Source organism: Nonomuraea insulae (assembly GCF_042656245.1).
On record NZ_JBHSPA010000013.1, the window covers coordinates 42712 to 57110 of the forward strand.

Consider the following 14399-nt stretch of genomic DNA (forward strand, 5'->3'; position numbering starts at 1 on the left):
GACGGCGGGCCGTGACCATCCCGGCGGCATACGCCGGCAAGACCGGCTCGGCGGGGTCCTTCACGAGTACTCACATGCAGCTTGAACTGGGTGGATGAGGGTTTTCGGCGGGCGCAAGGCTCGCCGGGAAGTCCCGCCGCGTTCAAGGCGACGGGCACAAGCTGCGATAGGACACACCCTTCAGATACTGGCTCCACTCCTGCGCGCTCAACGTCCTGCCTGCGCGCTTACACACCAGCTCGGCGACACGGTCCCCATCGACCGGTATCCGGGTGATGGTCCCCGAGTCATTGCCCGAGACGTACAGCATGTGATCGTCACCGCTGAACGCCAGCAGGTCGAAGATCTCGATGGGGAAAGAGCCGAGCCGCTGCCGTGAACCGACGTCCCAGATCTGGGCGGTGTACACGTCGTCGAACGTCTCACCGATGGACCTGCTGATCAAGGCGAGGAGAGCTCCGTCGTGACTGAACAGCACGGCTTCGACGTCGGCGTTGCCCGCCACACGCAGGGCGGGAGGCAACTCGGCGCCCTTCGCGATGTCCCACAGCTCGACCGTGCTGGAGCCGAGGGCCAGGAGTGGCGTTGTGGGGCTGACCGCGATGACCTCCCCCGCTCCGTTGAAGCCGGGGCCGACGGCCTTGCCGGAGTCCAGCGCGAGCACATTGCCCGTGCTGCTCACCACCGCCGTACTGTCGCGAGTCGAGACGATGGTTCCCGTGGCGGTGTTGAGCGGGTGCCGGGAGAGCACGCGGCCGGTGTCGGCGGCCAGCACGATCAGCTCGTTACGGGCGTCCCGCTGGCTCAGCTCCTTGAGCGACAGCACCAGCTTGCCGCCATCGGGGGTGAACGCCTTGGACAGCACCTCCTGCGTGCCCGGAACGGGATGGCGCCAGAGCCGCGCGCCCGTGGCCACGTTCCAGACGGAGATCGCCGAGTCCTCGCCGCCGGCGGCCAGCCTCTTGCCCGCCGGATCGAACAGCTCGCCGGTGCTGCCCTCGCTGCCCGTCATCGGCACGCCCAGGCTGCCCAGGTTGCGCGAATCTTCCACGCGTACGGGGCCGGCGTCCTTCGTGGCGGCGATCAACCGGCCGTCCTGGCTGAACGCGCTGACCGCGTACCCCCTCGGCAGCCTGCCGGAAGAGACGCGGGAGCCGAGGTCGATGGTGATGACCGAGTTCTCGAGCAGATAGCGGATGGTCTTGCCGTCAGGGTCCAGCCAGGCCTCGTCGACCTCGCCCTCCGCCTGGTAGGTGTAGAGCTCGTCTCCCTTCACCGCGTCCCACAGGTGGAGCGTTCGTCCCTCGGTGGCCAGCAGTCTGCCGCCGTCGCGGCTGACCCGCAGACTCGCGTTCCCGAAGTCCTCCGAGGCCGAGGCCTGCCAGAACGGCCGATCGTCGTCGGGCAGTTTGGTGGCGGTGCCCAGGTCCCACGCCTCGATGTCGCCGTGCGCGCACAGCAGCCGCCGGCTGTCCGGTGTGAACGCCACCACGGTGCCGCATTTCTTCGGCATCCGGGTGTCCACGGTGAGGTCAGGAAGGCGGATCACCTTCAGCCCGCCCTGGTTGAGTCCGATCCCCGCGACGTAGGCGCCGGAAGGGGCGATCGCCGGAGCGTAGTCCGCCTCCAGCTCCGGCGTGTAGGACCTGCCCGTCCTGGTATCCCACAAGAACTCCAGTGAGCCTTCCCGCATCACCGCGGCCAGGCTCTCGTTCCCGTCGAAGACGACGTGCACGCCCGGGGTGCCGTCGGCCACGCGGTGCTCGTACAGCTTCTTACCCGTCATCGTGTCCCAGGAGTACGCCATGTTCCTGCTGACGATCACCAGGGTCTTGCCGCTCGGGCTGAGCGCGGCCGCTGACGGCAGCGCGCCGAAACCGCTCGGCCACTTCCAGAACTTCGACTGCCGCCGCGAAGGCACGTCGTAGACGCGTACGCCGTCCTCGCCGGCGATGACCCGCGTCCGCCCGTCGGCCGCCGTCGCGGCCGCCGAGACCCCCTTGGCGCCCGGGTCGCGGAAGACCGTGCTCTCCGGCATCGTCAGCGAGGTCATCAGGCTCTGCCTGGTGTCCGTACCCGGCGCCAATCGCCAACCGGCCACACTGAGCAGCATCGCCCTGGTGGGGTCGGTGGTACGCAGCTTGTCCGCTTCGGCCGCGACCTGCCGCCCCACCGCCTGGTCGCGTTGCCGGCCGACCAGGAGGCTCTGCTCGGCCACCTCCTCTCCCCGCAGCACCGCGAGACCGCCCGCCGCCAGCGCCACCACCAGCAGCCCGGCCAGCGCGACCGTGGTCATCCGCCTGCGGCGGATGCGCTTCCTGGTCAGCTCGGTGCCCGCGGCGAGGAAGTCGCGCTCCCGCGGGGTCAACGTGATGTGCCTGCGCCCGGTGGCCGCCCAGGTCAGCGCGTGGTCCAGCCGGCTGCCCTGCAGCAGGTCGCCATCCTTGCGCCCGTTCTCTTCCCATTGGCGGGCCGCGTTGCTGATCTGACTCAGGACGGCGAGCCCGTCGCGATCACCGTTCACCCAGACCCGCAGCCGCGGCCAGGCACGCAGCAGAGCAGGCCGCGACAGCGCCACCGCGTCGCCCTTCTGCGTCACCAGGTAGGAGAAGGCCTGCAGGATGCGCTCGATGGCCTGGCTCTCCCGCTCCGAACGGCCGGCGAGCAGTTCCTCCTTCAGGGCCCAGCGGATGGTCTCGTGCCCGTCGTCGGTGACCGCCACCATGCGGAGGAAGACCTCGGCGGCCAGCTCGCGCTCGTCAGGCATGAGCGCGCCATAGGCGTCCTCGGCGATTGTGCCGAGTGCCGGATCGACCAGGCCGGGCACGTGCACGCCCTTGGCCGCGCTGCTGCCCGCGGTCAGCAGCCCGCGAATGTCCGAGTCGTTCCCGCTGACCAGCGCGAGCAGCAGGTCGCGGGACGTGGGCCGCGCCGACGGGTCCTTCTCCAGCGCGGCGCCCACCAGCGTGGCCAGCCGCGGCGGCAGCCCGCTCAGGTCGGGCTGCGCCGACAACACCCGGTGCATGACCCCGCCCAGGTTGTCGGCTGTGAACGGGTCCTCGCCCGTGGCCGCGAACACCACGATCGCGCCCCAGGCGAACACGTCGGCAGGCGCGCCCGCCCGCTGCCCGGTGAACACCTCGGGCGCCATGTAGCTGGGAGTGCCGGACACCTCGCCTGTCTTGGTCAACGACATGTCCAGGGTGCGCGCGATACCGAAGTCGATCACCCGTGGGCCGTCGGTGCCGAGTAGTACGTTGTCCGGCTTGAGGTCCCGGTGAATCACGCCCGCGTCGTGCACGGCGGTCAGCGCGGTGGCGATCGCGGTGGCCAGCCTGTGCAGGTCGTCTCCGGTGAACCTGCGCCCCCGGTTGACGGCCTGGCGCAGGCTCGGGCCTGGCACGTACTCGCTGACGATGTACGGTCTGCTGCCCGACAGGTCGGAGGCCAGCACCCTGGCCGTGCAGAACGCGGCCACCCGCCCGGCGGCCGCCGCCTCCTTGGCGAACCGGTCGCGGCCCGCCTGGCTGTCCGCCGCGTGGAGCACCTTGAGCGCTACTCTGCGCCCTTCGCGATCATAGGCGTCGTACACGACTCCCTGGCCGCCGGAGCCGAGCCGCCCCGCGAGCCAGTAGTCCCCGATGTGCTGCGGATCTCCAGCGGTGAGCGCTTCCATGGCGTGTTAGATGATCGGCCTGCTCACAAAGTTCCGGCAGCTGCGGTCGTCGATCTGTGCTGCTCGAACAGGTGGCGGTTGGCTCGGCTCCAGGCCAGCTTCTTGCCCGCTTCGTCGAGGAAGCCGTCGGTGACCAGGTCGGCTTGGGGCTGGCGCCCGGCATCGGCGAGCCGCCGGACCTGCTCGATATCGTCTCGTTGAACGTCGATGACCGCATCGATCAGGCCCGTGGTGGACGTCAGGCCGTAGGCGGTGGCGCCGGTTGGGGGGCGTGGGGTAGCGCAGCCAGCATAGGCATTCGGCGTCGTCGCGGAATGGCGCGACGTTCGGCGACGGCGTCGAAACGTACGAGGACAACGGCGAGGTCCGCGAGTTCACGGTCTTTGAGATACGGCTCGCCGACCACATCGATGACAAGATCGCCGATTTCGTGAAGGCACATCAACCGGCCTGGATGAATAACAGGCGAAAGTGCTGAATGCTCCTCCCGGCCACGGGTTCGGGCAGGCCAGGCGCGCGGCGTCAGGGCGACGACCGAAATCGACGCTCGAAATGTTCGGCGATTTCGCCGATCGCCTTTCCCTATCGCCGGAAAGAATTCATGCGAGTTACTCTTCCCAAGCGGCGGATCCGTCTTCAATATGTAAAAGCTCGCCGAATTCGTCTGCAGAAAGGAAGATCATGCAGCCACGCTCAAGGCACGCCGCAATCGTCTTAGCCACGTTGCTGGCCGTCTCGGGGATGAGCGCGACCGTCTCTTCACAGGCGTCCGCAGCGGCGGAGGAGAAGCCGTCCGCCCTGGCGACGGGGGTGGTGAACAAGGCCCGGACGCAGAGCCTGCTCGACTTCTGGACCGAGGAGCGCATGCGCGCGGCCACGCCGGAGCCGGTACCGGTGGCGGACCCCAAGCAGGTTCAGACGCAGGTCGAGGACGTTCTACCCGATCGGGCCTCCGAGGGCTCGCTGCCGGCCAAGGGGCTCGGGCCGCAGGCGAGCCCGAAGAACAACCTGCTGGCCGGCTCGCGCGCTGAACGCTGGGGGCGGCAGGGCAGCATGCCCGCCATCACGATCGGCAAGATCTACTTCACGCGCGTCAACGGCACCAACGGCTACTGCAGCGGCAGCGTCATCAACGCCACCAACCGGAGCACGGTGTGGACGGCCGGCCACTGCGTCCACGTCGGAGGCGGCGGCACCGGCAACTACTTCCGCAACTTCATCTTCGTCCCAGACGCCGACAACAACAGAGAGCCGTGGGGCCGGTGGACGTGGAAGTACACCAACACCACCGTCGGCTGGCAGGACAGCGGGAATCTGCACTACGACGTCGCCGCCATCGCGTTCAACTCCCAGCCCGCCCACGGGAACCTGCAGGACTGGACGGGGTCGCAGGGCTACAAGTTCGGCCAGGGCCAGGCGTGGAGCGGCGTCAACACCTTCGGCTTCCCGCAGGACGGCTACCAGCGCACCGACTTCAGCGGCAACGACCTGTGGTACTGCCTCGGCAACACCAGCCGGGCCAGTTCGGGTGACGACCGCATGCACATCAACTGCGACATGCACCACGGCGCCAGCGGCGGACCCTGGCTGCAGGACCTGCAGCTGAGCCGGGGCTGGGGTTACATCGTCGGCGCGTACAGCCATCGCGACTTCGCCAACGGGGCTCCCACCAACATCATCGCCAAGTCGGCGAACCACGGTGACGGCGCCATCAACGTCTTCAACGACGTGTCGGTCCGCTGATCCTTCTGGGCGGGGAGCCGAGCCGGCTTCCCGCCCGATTCAGCCGGGACTGGCCTCACGCATACGTTCGGTCGTCCAGTAGGAGGCGACGTCCTCAGGAGGGCGTTCGTTCCACGACCCCGGCGCCGCACGCTCGGGATCGCCGACCCGGATGATCACAATCACCGCCGCCGCCAGCACGAGCGCGCCTGCCACCGCCAGCGCCGCGACCACTTGTCGGCTCATGTCCTCATCGTACGCCGCCCGCCCCGTCCTCAACCTGCCCGTTAATTTCAATTGATACCGTATCGAATGAAAGCATCGTCGGTAGTATGACTTCATGACCGCCGATGTTCCGCATGGAACCACCGCCTCGCGCGCGACCGACCGCCCCGGGGACGTCTCGCCCTTCGCCCTCGGCCTGCTGCTGCGCCGGGCGCACTGGCACGCGGCCGCGGTGATGACGGAGGCGCTGCGGCCGCTCGGCATCGAGTTGCGGCATTTCGCCGTACTGATCGTGCTGGTCGACCGCGGGCCCACGGTGCAGCGGGACCTGGCCGCGGCGACAGGGTCGGACAAGGCGGGGATCATGCGCGTCGTGGACGACCTGGAACGTAAAGGGCTGGCCGTGCGCAGGAGCGTTCCGGGAGACCGGCGGGCGCGCGCGGTGATGATCACACCTGCGGGCGTCGAGCTGTTCGACGCGGCCCACGTGGCGGCGGAGCCGATGGCCGAGCGCCTGGTCGCCAGCCTGGGGCCCGGCGAGGCCGGGCAACTGAGTGAACTGCTGACCCGGTTCGCCCATCCCGTGGGCGGCGAGGCGTAAACACGCCGAGCACCAGCGTCCCGACCTTGAGCTCCGCCTGCCCAGTAGATGGTATTGAACGATACTATTTCGAGTGATACCATTGCGTATGTAACGAATCGGACATGCTGAGGGAAGCTGATGATCTTGGACGTCTATGAGGCAGTCACGAGCCGAAGGGCGGTCCGCCGCTTCACCGACCGGCACGTCCCGAAGGAGGTGCTGGAACGCGTCGTGTCCGCCGCGGCCTGGACGCCCTCCGGATCGAACGTCCAGCCCTGGCGCATCTTCGTAGTGACAGGCGAGCCGCTGGCCCAGCTCAAGAAGCGCGCCGGCGAGCGCCTGGCCGCGGGCGACCCGTGGGACGAGCCGGAGTACGAGACGTACCCGCCCGCGCTGAAGTCCCCGTACTGCGAGCGCCGATTCGCCTTCGGGCAGGAGCACTACGGCTCACAAGGCATTTCGCACGACGACCTGGAGGCGCGCCAGCGGGCCGCCGCCGCGAACTGGGACTGTTACGGCGCGCCCGCCGCCCTGTTCTGCTACATCGACCGCACCATGGGCCCGCCCCAATGGTCCGACGTCGGCATGTACCTGCAGACCGTCATGCTGCTGCTGCGCGCCGAAGGACTGCACAGTTGCACGCAGATGGCGTGGTCGAAATACCACAAGACCGTCGCGGAGGTCCTGTCTCCCCCGGACGACCTGCTCCTCTTCTGCGGCATGTCGATCGGCTACGAGGACGTCACGGTCCATCACACCCGTACGGGCCGCGCACCGCTCAGCGAGACGGTCACGTTCGTCGAAAACTAGCCCGCGAACATCACGCCCTGGAACCCCGCACGTCTTCTTGAGAGGAAAAACGCAATGACGTACGACGTCGGTTACATCGTCGGGAGCCTTTCCCAGAAATCGATCAACAGGACGCTCGCTCTGGCGCTGAGCCGTCTCGCGCCACCGGAGCTTCGCCTCACGGAGATCCCCATCGGCGAGCTCCCCCTGTACAACCACGACCACGACCCGAACTACCCCGCCGTGGCCCAGGAGTTCAAGGACGCGATCAAAGCCTCCGACGCCCTGCTGTTCGTCACCCCGGAGTACAACCGGTCCGTCCCGGGCGCGCTGAAGAACGCCATCGACTGGGCGACCCGGCCCTTCGGGTCCAACGTGCTGAACGGCAAGCCGTCGGCGATCATCGGAGCCTCCCCCGGCGCGATCTCCACCGCGGTCGCGCAGCAGCACCTCAAGACCATCCTGTCCTTCACCAACTCCCCGGTGATGGGCCAGCCCGAGGCCTACATCCAGTTCACCAAGGGGCTGATCGATGACGAGGGCGGCGTCCAGGTGCCGGGCACCGCCGAGCTCCTGACCGGATACATGCGGGCCTTCCTGGCGCACATCCGGCGCCACCACCACGACATCCCCGGCCTGTAGTCACCCCTGGCCAGGCGAACCCCATGAATCCGCTCGCAGGTCCGCTGTCCGCCCTGTCTTCGTGGTGGAGAACGTGCGCGGTGGCGAGAGAGGCAAGACCATGTGGGTGACACATCGCCGGAGATCGCCCTCCTCGGTCCCCACAGGCCATGGGAGTACCTCCGCGGCCAGGACCGCCTTGTCGATCTTGCCCTGCGGTGTCAGCGGCAACCGTGGATGCGTGACCAGACCGCTGGGGACGAGGTGGGCGGGCAGGACGTCGGCGAGTGCGCCGCGTACCGTCGCGAGGTCGAAGCTCAGCGACGCGAATCCACGGCACTGCCGAGAACTCGAAGTGGCCGCTGCCACTCCGAACGGTGCCGCCGGCGGACCACTTCCTGATGTCGGCGTTGACCCAGGTGGTGCCGTCGCGCCCCAAGCCTGATTCCGGCCGGGCTAGCGGCGCGCGAGAGCGGGGCTAGCGGCCTCATGAAATATCCGGATCGTGGATCTCCTGCTCGTCGCGTGCCAGGCCCTGATCGGGGCGGTGTTCACCGTTGCCGCGCTCACCAAGCTGCGCAGCAGCGCGGACCTGCGACCGTTCGATGCTGACGGCATCACCGGGTTGTTCACGGACAGAGCGGGGAGGGCGTGATGCAGTACCTGGTCGCCGCGGTCGTGCTGGTCGGTCTGCTGGGCGTGGTGAACCTGCTGCTGACCGTCGGCGTGATCCGCCGCCTGCGCAGCCAGAGCTTGGCGGCGTCGACGCCGGCGGAAGCCCTCTCCCCCGGTGCGCGGGTCCCGCGGTTCGCCGCCACCAGCACGAGCGGCGAACCGGTCTCCGAGGAGCTTCTGAGCGGACCCGCGATGATCGGATTCTTCTCCCGGGGCTGCCAGCCCTGCAAGGACCTGCTCCCGCTCTTCGTGGAACGGGCACGCGGCACGTCGGACGCCGTGCTGGCCGTGGTCGTGGCCGGCCCCGGCGAGGAGCCGACAGCCGACATCGAACGGCTCGCGGAGGTGGCACGTGTCGTCACGGAGACGCCCCAGGGCCCCCTTCAGTCGGCGTTCAAGGTCAACGCGTACCCGACGGTCATCACGATCGACGGCGGGGACACGGTCGTCAGCAGCGGCCACACCATGCCCGCCGAGGTCAAGGCGTCGTGAGGCGGGCGTTCCTCGCGGCGGCGGGCGGACTCGCGGCGCTGGCCCTGCTGGCCGTACGGCTGCGCGCGACATACCTGGTGATCCGCGTCAGCGGTAACAGCATGGCCCCAGCCCTGACCCATGGGGACCGGCTCCTGGCCCGGCGCACGGGCCTGGCGGCGCTGCGCAAGGGGCAGATCGCCGTCGTCTCGAGCCCGCACCCGACCGGCAGCGAATTCCTGATCAAACGTGTCGCCGCCCTGCCCGGCGATCCGGTCCCGGACGGGGTGCGGAGGGTCGTCGCCGACGACGTCGTCCCGGCCGGCAGGTTCGTCCTGATCGGTGACAACACCGAGGTCAGCTTCGACTCCCGCGAGCACGGCTTCTTCCACGCCGACGACCTCCGCGCCGTCACCGTCAAGAAGCTGGAGCCGCAGCATGGCCGTTGACGGGGTGCGCCTGACCGCTTCCGCGCGTGAGGCGGCGGCCACCGGCTGGAGCAGCGCCGCCGCTCCCATGATCGGGTACGCGCTCACCCTGCTGGCCATGGCCACGACGCCGGTCGCGGTGGCCTGGCTGACCAAGCTGATCATCGACGGCCTCACCGGGACGGCCTCCCTGTCGGAGCTGCTGGGCCTCGCCGCGGTGCTGGCCGGTACCGGCGTCGTCGCCGCGACCCTGCCGCACGCCTCGCGCTACCTCGGCAGCCAGATCGGCCGCGCCATCGCGGCCACCACGACGGACCGGCTCTTCGCGGCCACGGCACGATTCCCCGGGCTCCGGCCTTTCGAGGATCCGCGTTTCCTCGACCGGCTGCGCTTCGCCCAGGAGGGAACCTCCAGGGCGGATGGCATCGTCACCGAGGCATTCGGCCTGGTCCGCTCCGCTGTCATCGTGAGCGGCCTCGTCGGATCCGTGCTGGTGATCAGTCCTGCCATGACGCTGATCGTGCTGTGCGCCGCCGTGCCGGCACTCATCGCACAGCTGAGGCTGTCCCGCCGGCGTACGACCCTGATGCGGGAGATCGGCCCCGCGCTCGATCCCGAAGCCGAGGCCGACGTGCACGCCAGGATGCGCGGGCCAGACCAGCCTGCTCATCTCCCACCGGCTGAAACACGGTGCGGAACGCCGACCTGATCGTCGTCCTGGAGGACGGGGTCGTCGCCGAGCGGGGAACCCACGCCGAACTCATGACGGTGGACGGCACCCACGCCCGTCTCTTCCGTCTGCAAGCCCGCGTCTTTCACGAGACAACCCTCGTGAAAGACGCGCCCAGTGAACCCGAGACAGGAAAGGAGGTGAAACAGAATGCTGGACAAGCTCATCGACCGGTTGATTCCCACGGTCAAGGCTGACGCCGCGTGCACCCCGAAGTGTGTGACGATCGGCCCCGGCCCGACCCCCGGGTGCTACCGGATGCGCTGCACCAATGGTGATTGCACCGTTCAGACGGTCATCGTGTGTAACTAACTCGCCGAAGGAAGGTGCGGCAGGTGAAGATCATCACTGCTCTGGCGGACCGTATCGTCGCTTTCGTCGTACCGGCCGGCGATGCGCAGGCCGCCTGCACCGCACGTTGCCTTCTCGACCACACGACCTGCACCGGCAGCATTTGTTGTGCCTACTTCAAATGCTGGAGGAGTGACTGCACGGTCTACTGGAGAAAGCAGTGCGCTTAGGTAAGTAAAGGGAGTGCCCTCCGGCCGGCGCCGGCCGGAGGGCACTCCCTTTTGGCGCGAACCCGTCTGTCTCGACTGTCGCTAGAAGGACGCGCTTCGGAGTATGTCCTGGTGCTGCCGGCGTAGGCGGTCGGCCGGTTCTACTCTCAGCCGCGGCACCGTCCCGCTTTGGCGGACGCTCAGCGGGCTGCCGGCCACGATGTTCGACCGCTACGTCCCCGTACCCGACCTGGAGGCGCCGGCCGCCGACCCGCCATCTACGCCCTCGGCGACTGGGGCCTCGACTGGCGCCCGGGCAGCGCCGGGCTCCGGAGCCGGCAGCAGTGCATGCGCGATGCGGGTCCGCCGTTCCTCGAAGAGCTCATGGACGAGCTACGCGTCCGCCACCTCGACGCCCCGCCGAAGCCGCGCGACGGTCCAGGCCCGTTCGGGCGGCTTGAGGCCGCCTGCGCCGCGGGTGCCGAGCAAGGGGCAGGTCGATCAACGGTGACGCAACGACCCCCGCGCGCAAGACATCACGACGGCAACGCGGCCATGAAGGTCATGGTGGCCGCCATTCCTGCCGCGCACAGATCCTGGCCGATCGCCCTTCGCTTCGCGTCCCGCTCGGGCAGGAGGTGGACGAGCCGGGCGCAGGTCCAGACCACCCCGATGGCCAGGCCCAGCGTCGTCGGCGAACCGCTCGCGTGCGCGTGCCCGGCGGGAGCGCCGCCGAGAGGAGGTCCGGCGGACGCCGTCAGCACCAAGAGGATGGACATGGCCACGAAGTCCTGGATGTGATGAGCGCTGTCCGCGCGGCGGGACGGGGAGCCGCACAGCCAGCCGGCGGCCGGCAACGCGAGCAGCCCGGCCAGGAGGAACCACCCGCCCAGGTGCCCGGCCGCCATGCCGAGCGCCATGATGACGTGCGGCCACCTGCGGGCAGGACGTGCGGAGGGCAGCAGCACCGGCACGAGGGCCAGGGCGCAGCCCACCGATACTCCCACCGTATGGAGGAGGGGCATGACGCGTTCCTCGCCCTCGCCGGGTCCGCGGGTCCGTCAGCGCGTCGCGGTGGCCGTCGGCTCGTCGTGCAGGGGGCATGAACACCTGGTCCATCCGTCCGGCAGGGAGCCGAGGTCGTCGTCGCGGCCGGCCTGGAGGCGGGGCCATTGGGCGGCCGGGCGGCCGTCTTGCTGGAACTGGCCGCCCTTGGAGCCCCAGCGCTGCGGCCAGCCGTCCGGAGAGTTCTCCCAGTCTTCTTGCCGTCCGTAGACGGTGTGGTCCAGCAGTCCGTAGGACGGTGCCATCGCTTCGTTGCCGCGGCTGGTGGTCCAGTAGGTCTCATACACCCGGTCGCCGTCGCGCAGGTAGCAGGCCAGGATGCCGAAGTGCCGGCCGGCGATCAGGCGGTCCACGGAGTCCTGCGGCACCGAATACCAGGGAGCGGGGTAGCCCATGAAGTCGCGGTAGCGCGAGACCTCCTCGTACGGTCCCCTGGCCAGGACCGCGTAGCTGACGTCGCGGGAGTGCAGGTAGGCCAGTTCGGTGACGTGGGCGCTGCTGAAGGTGCAACCCTCGCACTGCTGCGCGGCGGGTCGGCCGGGGTGCCACATGTGGAAGTAGGCGATGAGCTGGGACCGTCCGGCGAACAGGTCGATCAGCGGCACCGTCCCGTCGGCTCCGGTCAGCGGGGTCAGCGGATCGACCTCGACCATCGGCAGGCGGCGGCGGGCGGCGGCGATCGCGTCGCCCTCGCGGGTGTGCGCCTTCTCCCTGGGCCGCAGCCGGTCCAGCTCGGCCTGGAACGCGGCCCGGTCGGCGATCGGGGGTTTGGCCGCGTCACTGATCGGTGAAACCTGGGGTTCGGTCATGATGAAATCCTTGTCTTGTCAATCCGGACCGGTTCTGTCTGGAGGACGTCCCTCGCCATGGTTACCCGGCCGCGTGCCGGTGGCGAAGTGGCCGCAATGCCTGCTGCCTCCATGCTTTCTGCCGCGCCGAGATGGTCCCCGTAAAGCCCGACGTCCTTCGACGGACGCCTCCGTTTTGACGAGGGGGGTTATGTGAGCTGATCCTCCCCGTGGAACCTCGGAGCAGACAGATGTAAATGTCACATGAGGAGTGCTGAGTTTCGCCAGCGGGTTCGCGGCCCATCCTGGCCGGGGCCTGCGACATTTGAAGCTGTTTCGTGGCGGCACGCCGGTGCAGGGTGGAGATCGCGCCGTCCATGGCTGCGGCGGCAGGCAGGCGAGACCCGCACATCACTCATACGCTCGCACCGACCAGGCGGCCACCGACGGCCGGTACCGCCGCGCCAGCGGCGGGGCACCAGCCACGTCGAACACATGTGCTGCTACGGGCATCCGTGCCCGCTCGCCGGGACGATGCACAGGTACGCGTCGTTGGGCTCCATCAGGATGTTCGTCGACCCCAGATGGATCTTGTACGTTTTCAGATCACCCCGTACAAGGAGGAATCTGTCGGTCAGCTGCCGCAGCGCATGATCGCCCATCGAGCCTGCGACCTGCATGGATGAATTTTCGGCACCCACAGCGCCGGTCGGACTGGAACACAGGCCCGGCGGGTGCAGCCGGGCAGCAGCCGGGCGGTGACGGTGGCCCAGTGCACGTATTCGAGGGCGCCGCCCTTGGACACGACGCGTACGCGGCGGCGTTCCAGGTCGAGGTCCTCGACGTCCAGGGAGAGGATCTCTTCGGCGCGGGCGGCGGTCTCGCTGGCTAAAGCCTGGAACACCGTACGGCGGCGGGGCCGGATGCACGCTGTACAAGCCGCCGAGCAACGACGACGGCGGCACCAACGCGTACAAATGGAAGCGCACGAGCGCCATCGCGGCCATGCTCACGATCAGGGGAAACGGGGTCGACGATCTTCGCCGCGACCATGCACCTCCCGGAACAGAACGGCGGCAACGCCTGCGCGGGTGCGGGCTACACCGGTATCGGAACTCCGGCATCCATGTCACACCGTGGGCGGCACGAAGTCCGGCCATCTCGCGCTGTACGGATGCATCGCGTTCTGAGCTCCTGCCCCATCGAGCGCGAAGGACGCGGAACCGCACGGCCCGGGTCACGACAGGGACGTCGCTGTCCCCGTCATGACGTGCTCCGGCGCTCGCTCACGGGCGCTGGAGCCACCGGGCCGGCCGCGGGGTCAGCCGAGGTTCACGCGGGTCAGGGAGTTGACGCGCGTCGCCATGATGCTCACGTTGAACACCGAGATGTTCGAGGTCGTGGTCGCGTTGCACGACAACCGTACGGTCCCGGAGGTGCCCACGGTGCGCGCCGTGACCGCTGCCAGGCTGGCGAACTGGCCGTTGGGGCCCAACGAGGCGACCGTGCGGCTGTTGTTGGTGCTGCTCTCGCTGATGATCAGCAGCGTGCAGGCCAGGCCGGACGCCACGGCCGTGTTGTTGCGGCCGGTGAGCGTGGCCTCGGCGGTCCAGCTCCCGGCCGGGACGGCGAAGTCGAAGAAGATGTTCGCGGCGCCCGTCGCCGTCCGGGTGGCGAACGTGTCGACGATGATCACTTCGGGAGGCACCGCGGCGGACGCCGGGACCGCCAAGCCGATGCCGGCGAGCGCGGCCACCGCCGCGACCCAGATCGCCCGCCGGCCGCGTACCTTCTTGAGAATCGCAGCAGACATGCCGCATCACTCCTCACATCCGGAGCGGCGCTGTGCCGCCCGACAACGCTCCGATCGTGCCGCGCGGCGTTGCGCAACCGTCGCACCCGCATCCGCGCCAACACCGGGCCCACACATGCCCGGCGGCGGGAGCGGCCCTGTGCCCTGCGCTGGCGGCGGCATCGGACAGGGGCCTCCGCGATCGTGCAGGTCGGCGTGACCCACCGCGACCGGCCACCGAGCTGACGGCGGAGGACCTGGTTCTCGTGACGGAACATTGTTGGACCGATCAGCGCGGACCAGCACTGTCAGCAGGTCGAACAAGCCCCTCACC

At 68.9% G+C, this 14399-nt stretch carries 17 protein-coding genes; 10 read left to right on the forward strand and 7 right to left on the reverse strand.

Annotated elements, in window-relative coordinates; translation table 11 throughout:
• Window positions 1-142: 142 nt before the first annotated feature.
• Entirely contained in the window at window positions 143-3676 is a 3534-nt protein-coding gene (locus ACFPZ3_RS09715) for a protein kinase domain-containing protein (RefSeq protein ID WP_379513655.1), read from the reverse strand.
• 681 nt (window positions 3677-4357) lie between these two features.
• Between ACFPZ3_RS09715 and ACFPZ3_RS09720 the strand changes: the two genes are divergently transcribed.
• The gene (locus tag ACFPZ3_RS09720) at window positions 4358-5419 is read left to right on the forward strand and encodes a trypsin-like serine peptidase (RefSeq protein ID WP_379513656.1); all 1062 of its coding nucleotides are present in this window, start codon (window positions 4358-4360) and stop codon (window positions 5417-5419) included.
• Window positions 5420-5458: 39 nt separating this feature from the next.
• Here ACFPZ3_RS09720 and ACFPZ3_RS09725 read toward each other — a convergent pair whose 3' ends face one another.
• Window positions 5459-5644, reverse strand: a complete 186-nt coding sequence (locus ACFPZ3_RS09725) for a hypothetical protein (RefSeq protein ID WP_379513657.1) — start codon at window positions 5642-5644, stop codon at window positions 5459-5461.
• A 94-nt stretch (window positions 5645-5738) separates the two neighbouring features.
• Here ACFPZ3_RS09725 and ACFPZ3_RS09730 point away from each other — a divergent pair, with 94 nt between their 5' ends.
• From ACFPZ3_RS09730 to ACFPZ3_RS09770, 9 genes are all read left to right on the forward strand, one after another.
• A complete protein-coding gene (locus ACFPZ3_RS09730) occupies window positions 5739-6224 on the forward strand; it encodes a MarR family winged helix-turn-helix transcriptional regulator (RefSeq protein WP_379513658.1) in 486 nt (161 codons plus the stop codon).
• Window positions 6225-6344: 120 nt separating this feature from the next.
• Complete coding sequence (locus ACFPZ3_RS09735) at window positions 6345-7016, forward strand: nitroreductase (protein WP_379513659.1); 672 nt, start codon at window positions 6345-6347, stop codon at window positions 7014-7016.
• Window positions 7017-7070: 54 nt separating this feature from the next.
• Window positions 7071-7637, forward strand: coding sequence for an NADPH-dependent FMN reductase (locus tag ACFPZ3_RS09740; RefSeq protein WP_379513660.1), 567 nt, complete (start codon window positions 7071-7073; stop codon window positions 7635-7637).
• A gap of 484 nt (window positions 7638-8121) precedes the next feature.
• Window positions 8122-8271, forward strand: coding sequence for a hypothetical protein (locus tag ACFPZ3_RS09745; RefSeq protein ID WP_379513661.1), 150 nt, complete (start codon window positions 8122-8124; stop codon window positions 8269-8271).
• Window positions 8271-8783, forward strand: a complete 513-nt coding sequence (locus ACFPZ3_RS09750) for a TlpA family protein disulfide reductase (protein ID WP_379513662.1) — start codon at window positions 8271-8273, stop codon at window positions 8781-8783. The genes ACFPZ3_RS09745 and ACFPZ3_RS09750 overlap by 1 nt, the downstream gene beginning before the upstream one ends.
• Complete coding sequence (locus tag ACFPZ3_RS09755; RefSeq protein WP_379513663.1) at window positions 8780-9211, forward strand: S26 family signal peptidase; 432 nt, start codon at window positions 8780-8782, stop codon at window positions 9209-9211. The genes ACFPZ3_RS09750 and ACFPZ3_RS09755 overlap by 4 nt, the downstream gene beginning before the upstream one ends.
• Complete coding sequence (locus tag ACFPZ3_RS09760; protein WP_379513664.1) at window positions 9201-9899, forward strand: ABC transporter ATP-binding protein; 699 nt, start codon at window positions 9201-9203, stop codon at window positions 9897-9899. Before ACFPZ3_RS09755 ends, ACFPZ3_RS09760 begins: the two co-directional genes overlap by 11 nt.
• Before the next feature lie 171 nt (window positions 9900-10070).
• Window positions 10071-10232 carry a hypothetical protein gene (locus ACFPZ3_RS09765; protein ID WP_379513665.1) on the forward strand — a complete coding sequence of 54 codons (162 nt, stop codon included), beginning with the start codon at window positions 10071-10073 and terminating at the stop codon, window positions 10230-10232.
• A 23-nt stretch (window positions 10233-10255) separates the two neighbouring features.
• Window positions 10256-10441: a hypothetical protein gene (locus ACFPZ3_RS09770; RefSeq protein WP_379513666.1), complete on the forward strand. Its 186-nt coding sequence runs from the start codon at window positions 10256-10258 to the stop codon at window positions 10439-10441.
• 515 nt (window positions 10442-10956) lie between these two features.
• On the opposite strand, the gene ACFPZ3_RS09775 is transcribed toward ACFPZ3_RS09770, so the two are convergent.
• The 5 genes from ACFPZ3_RS09775 to ACFPZ3_RS09790 all read right to left on the reverse strand — a co-directional run bounded on the left by ACFPZ3_RS09775 (window position 10957) and on the right by ACFPZ3_RS09790 (window position 14086).
• A complete protein-coding gene (locus ACFPZ3_RS09775; RefSeq protein WP_379513667.1) occupies window positions 10957-11445 on the reverse strand; it encodes a hypothetical protein in 489 nt (162 codons plus the stop codon).
• Between the two features lie 36 nt (window positions 11446-11481).
• The gene (locus tag ACFPZ3_RS09780; RefSeq protein ID WP_379513668.1) at window positions 11482-12294 is read right to left on the reverse strand and encodes a DUF899 family protein; all 813 of its coding nucleotides are present in this window, start codon (window positions 12292-12294) and stop codon (window positions 11482-11484) included.
• Window positions 12295-12776: 482 nt separating this feature from the next.
• Complete coding sequence (locus ACFPZ3_RS70285) at window positions 12777-12953, reverse strand: DUF7737 domain-containing protein (RefSeq protein WP_465263549.1); 177 nt, start codon at window positions 12951-12953, stop codon at window positions 12777-12779.
• The gene (locus ACFPZ3_RS09785) at window positions 12908-13177 is read right to left on the reverse strand and encodes a hypothetical protein (RefSeq protein WP_379513669.1); all 270 of its coding nucleotides are present in this window, start codon (window positions 13175-13177) and stop codon (window positions 12908-12910) included. The genes ACFPZ3_RS70285 and ACFPZ3_RS09785 overlap by 46 nt, the downstream gene beginning before the upstream one ends.
• A gap of 417 nt (window positions 13178-13594) precedes the next feature.
• Entirely contained in the window at window positions 13595-14086 is a 492-nt protein-coding gene (locus ACFPZ3_RS09790) for a hypothetical protein (RefSeq protein WP_379513670.1), read from the reverse strand.
• Window positions 14087-14399 lie beyond the last annotated feature (313 nt).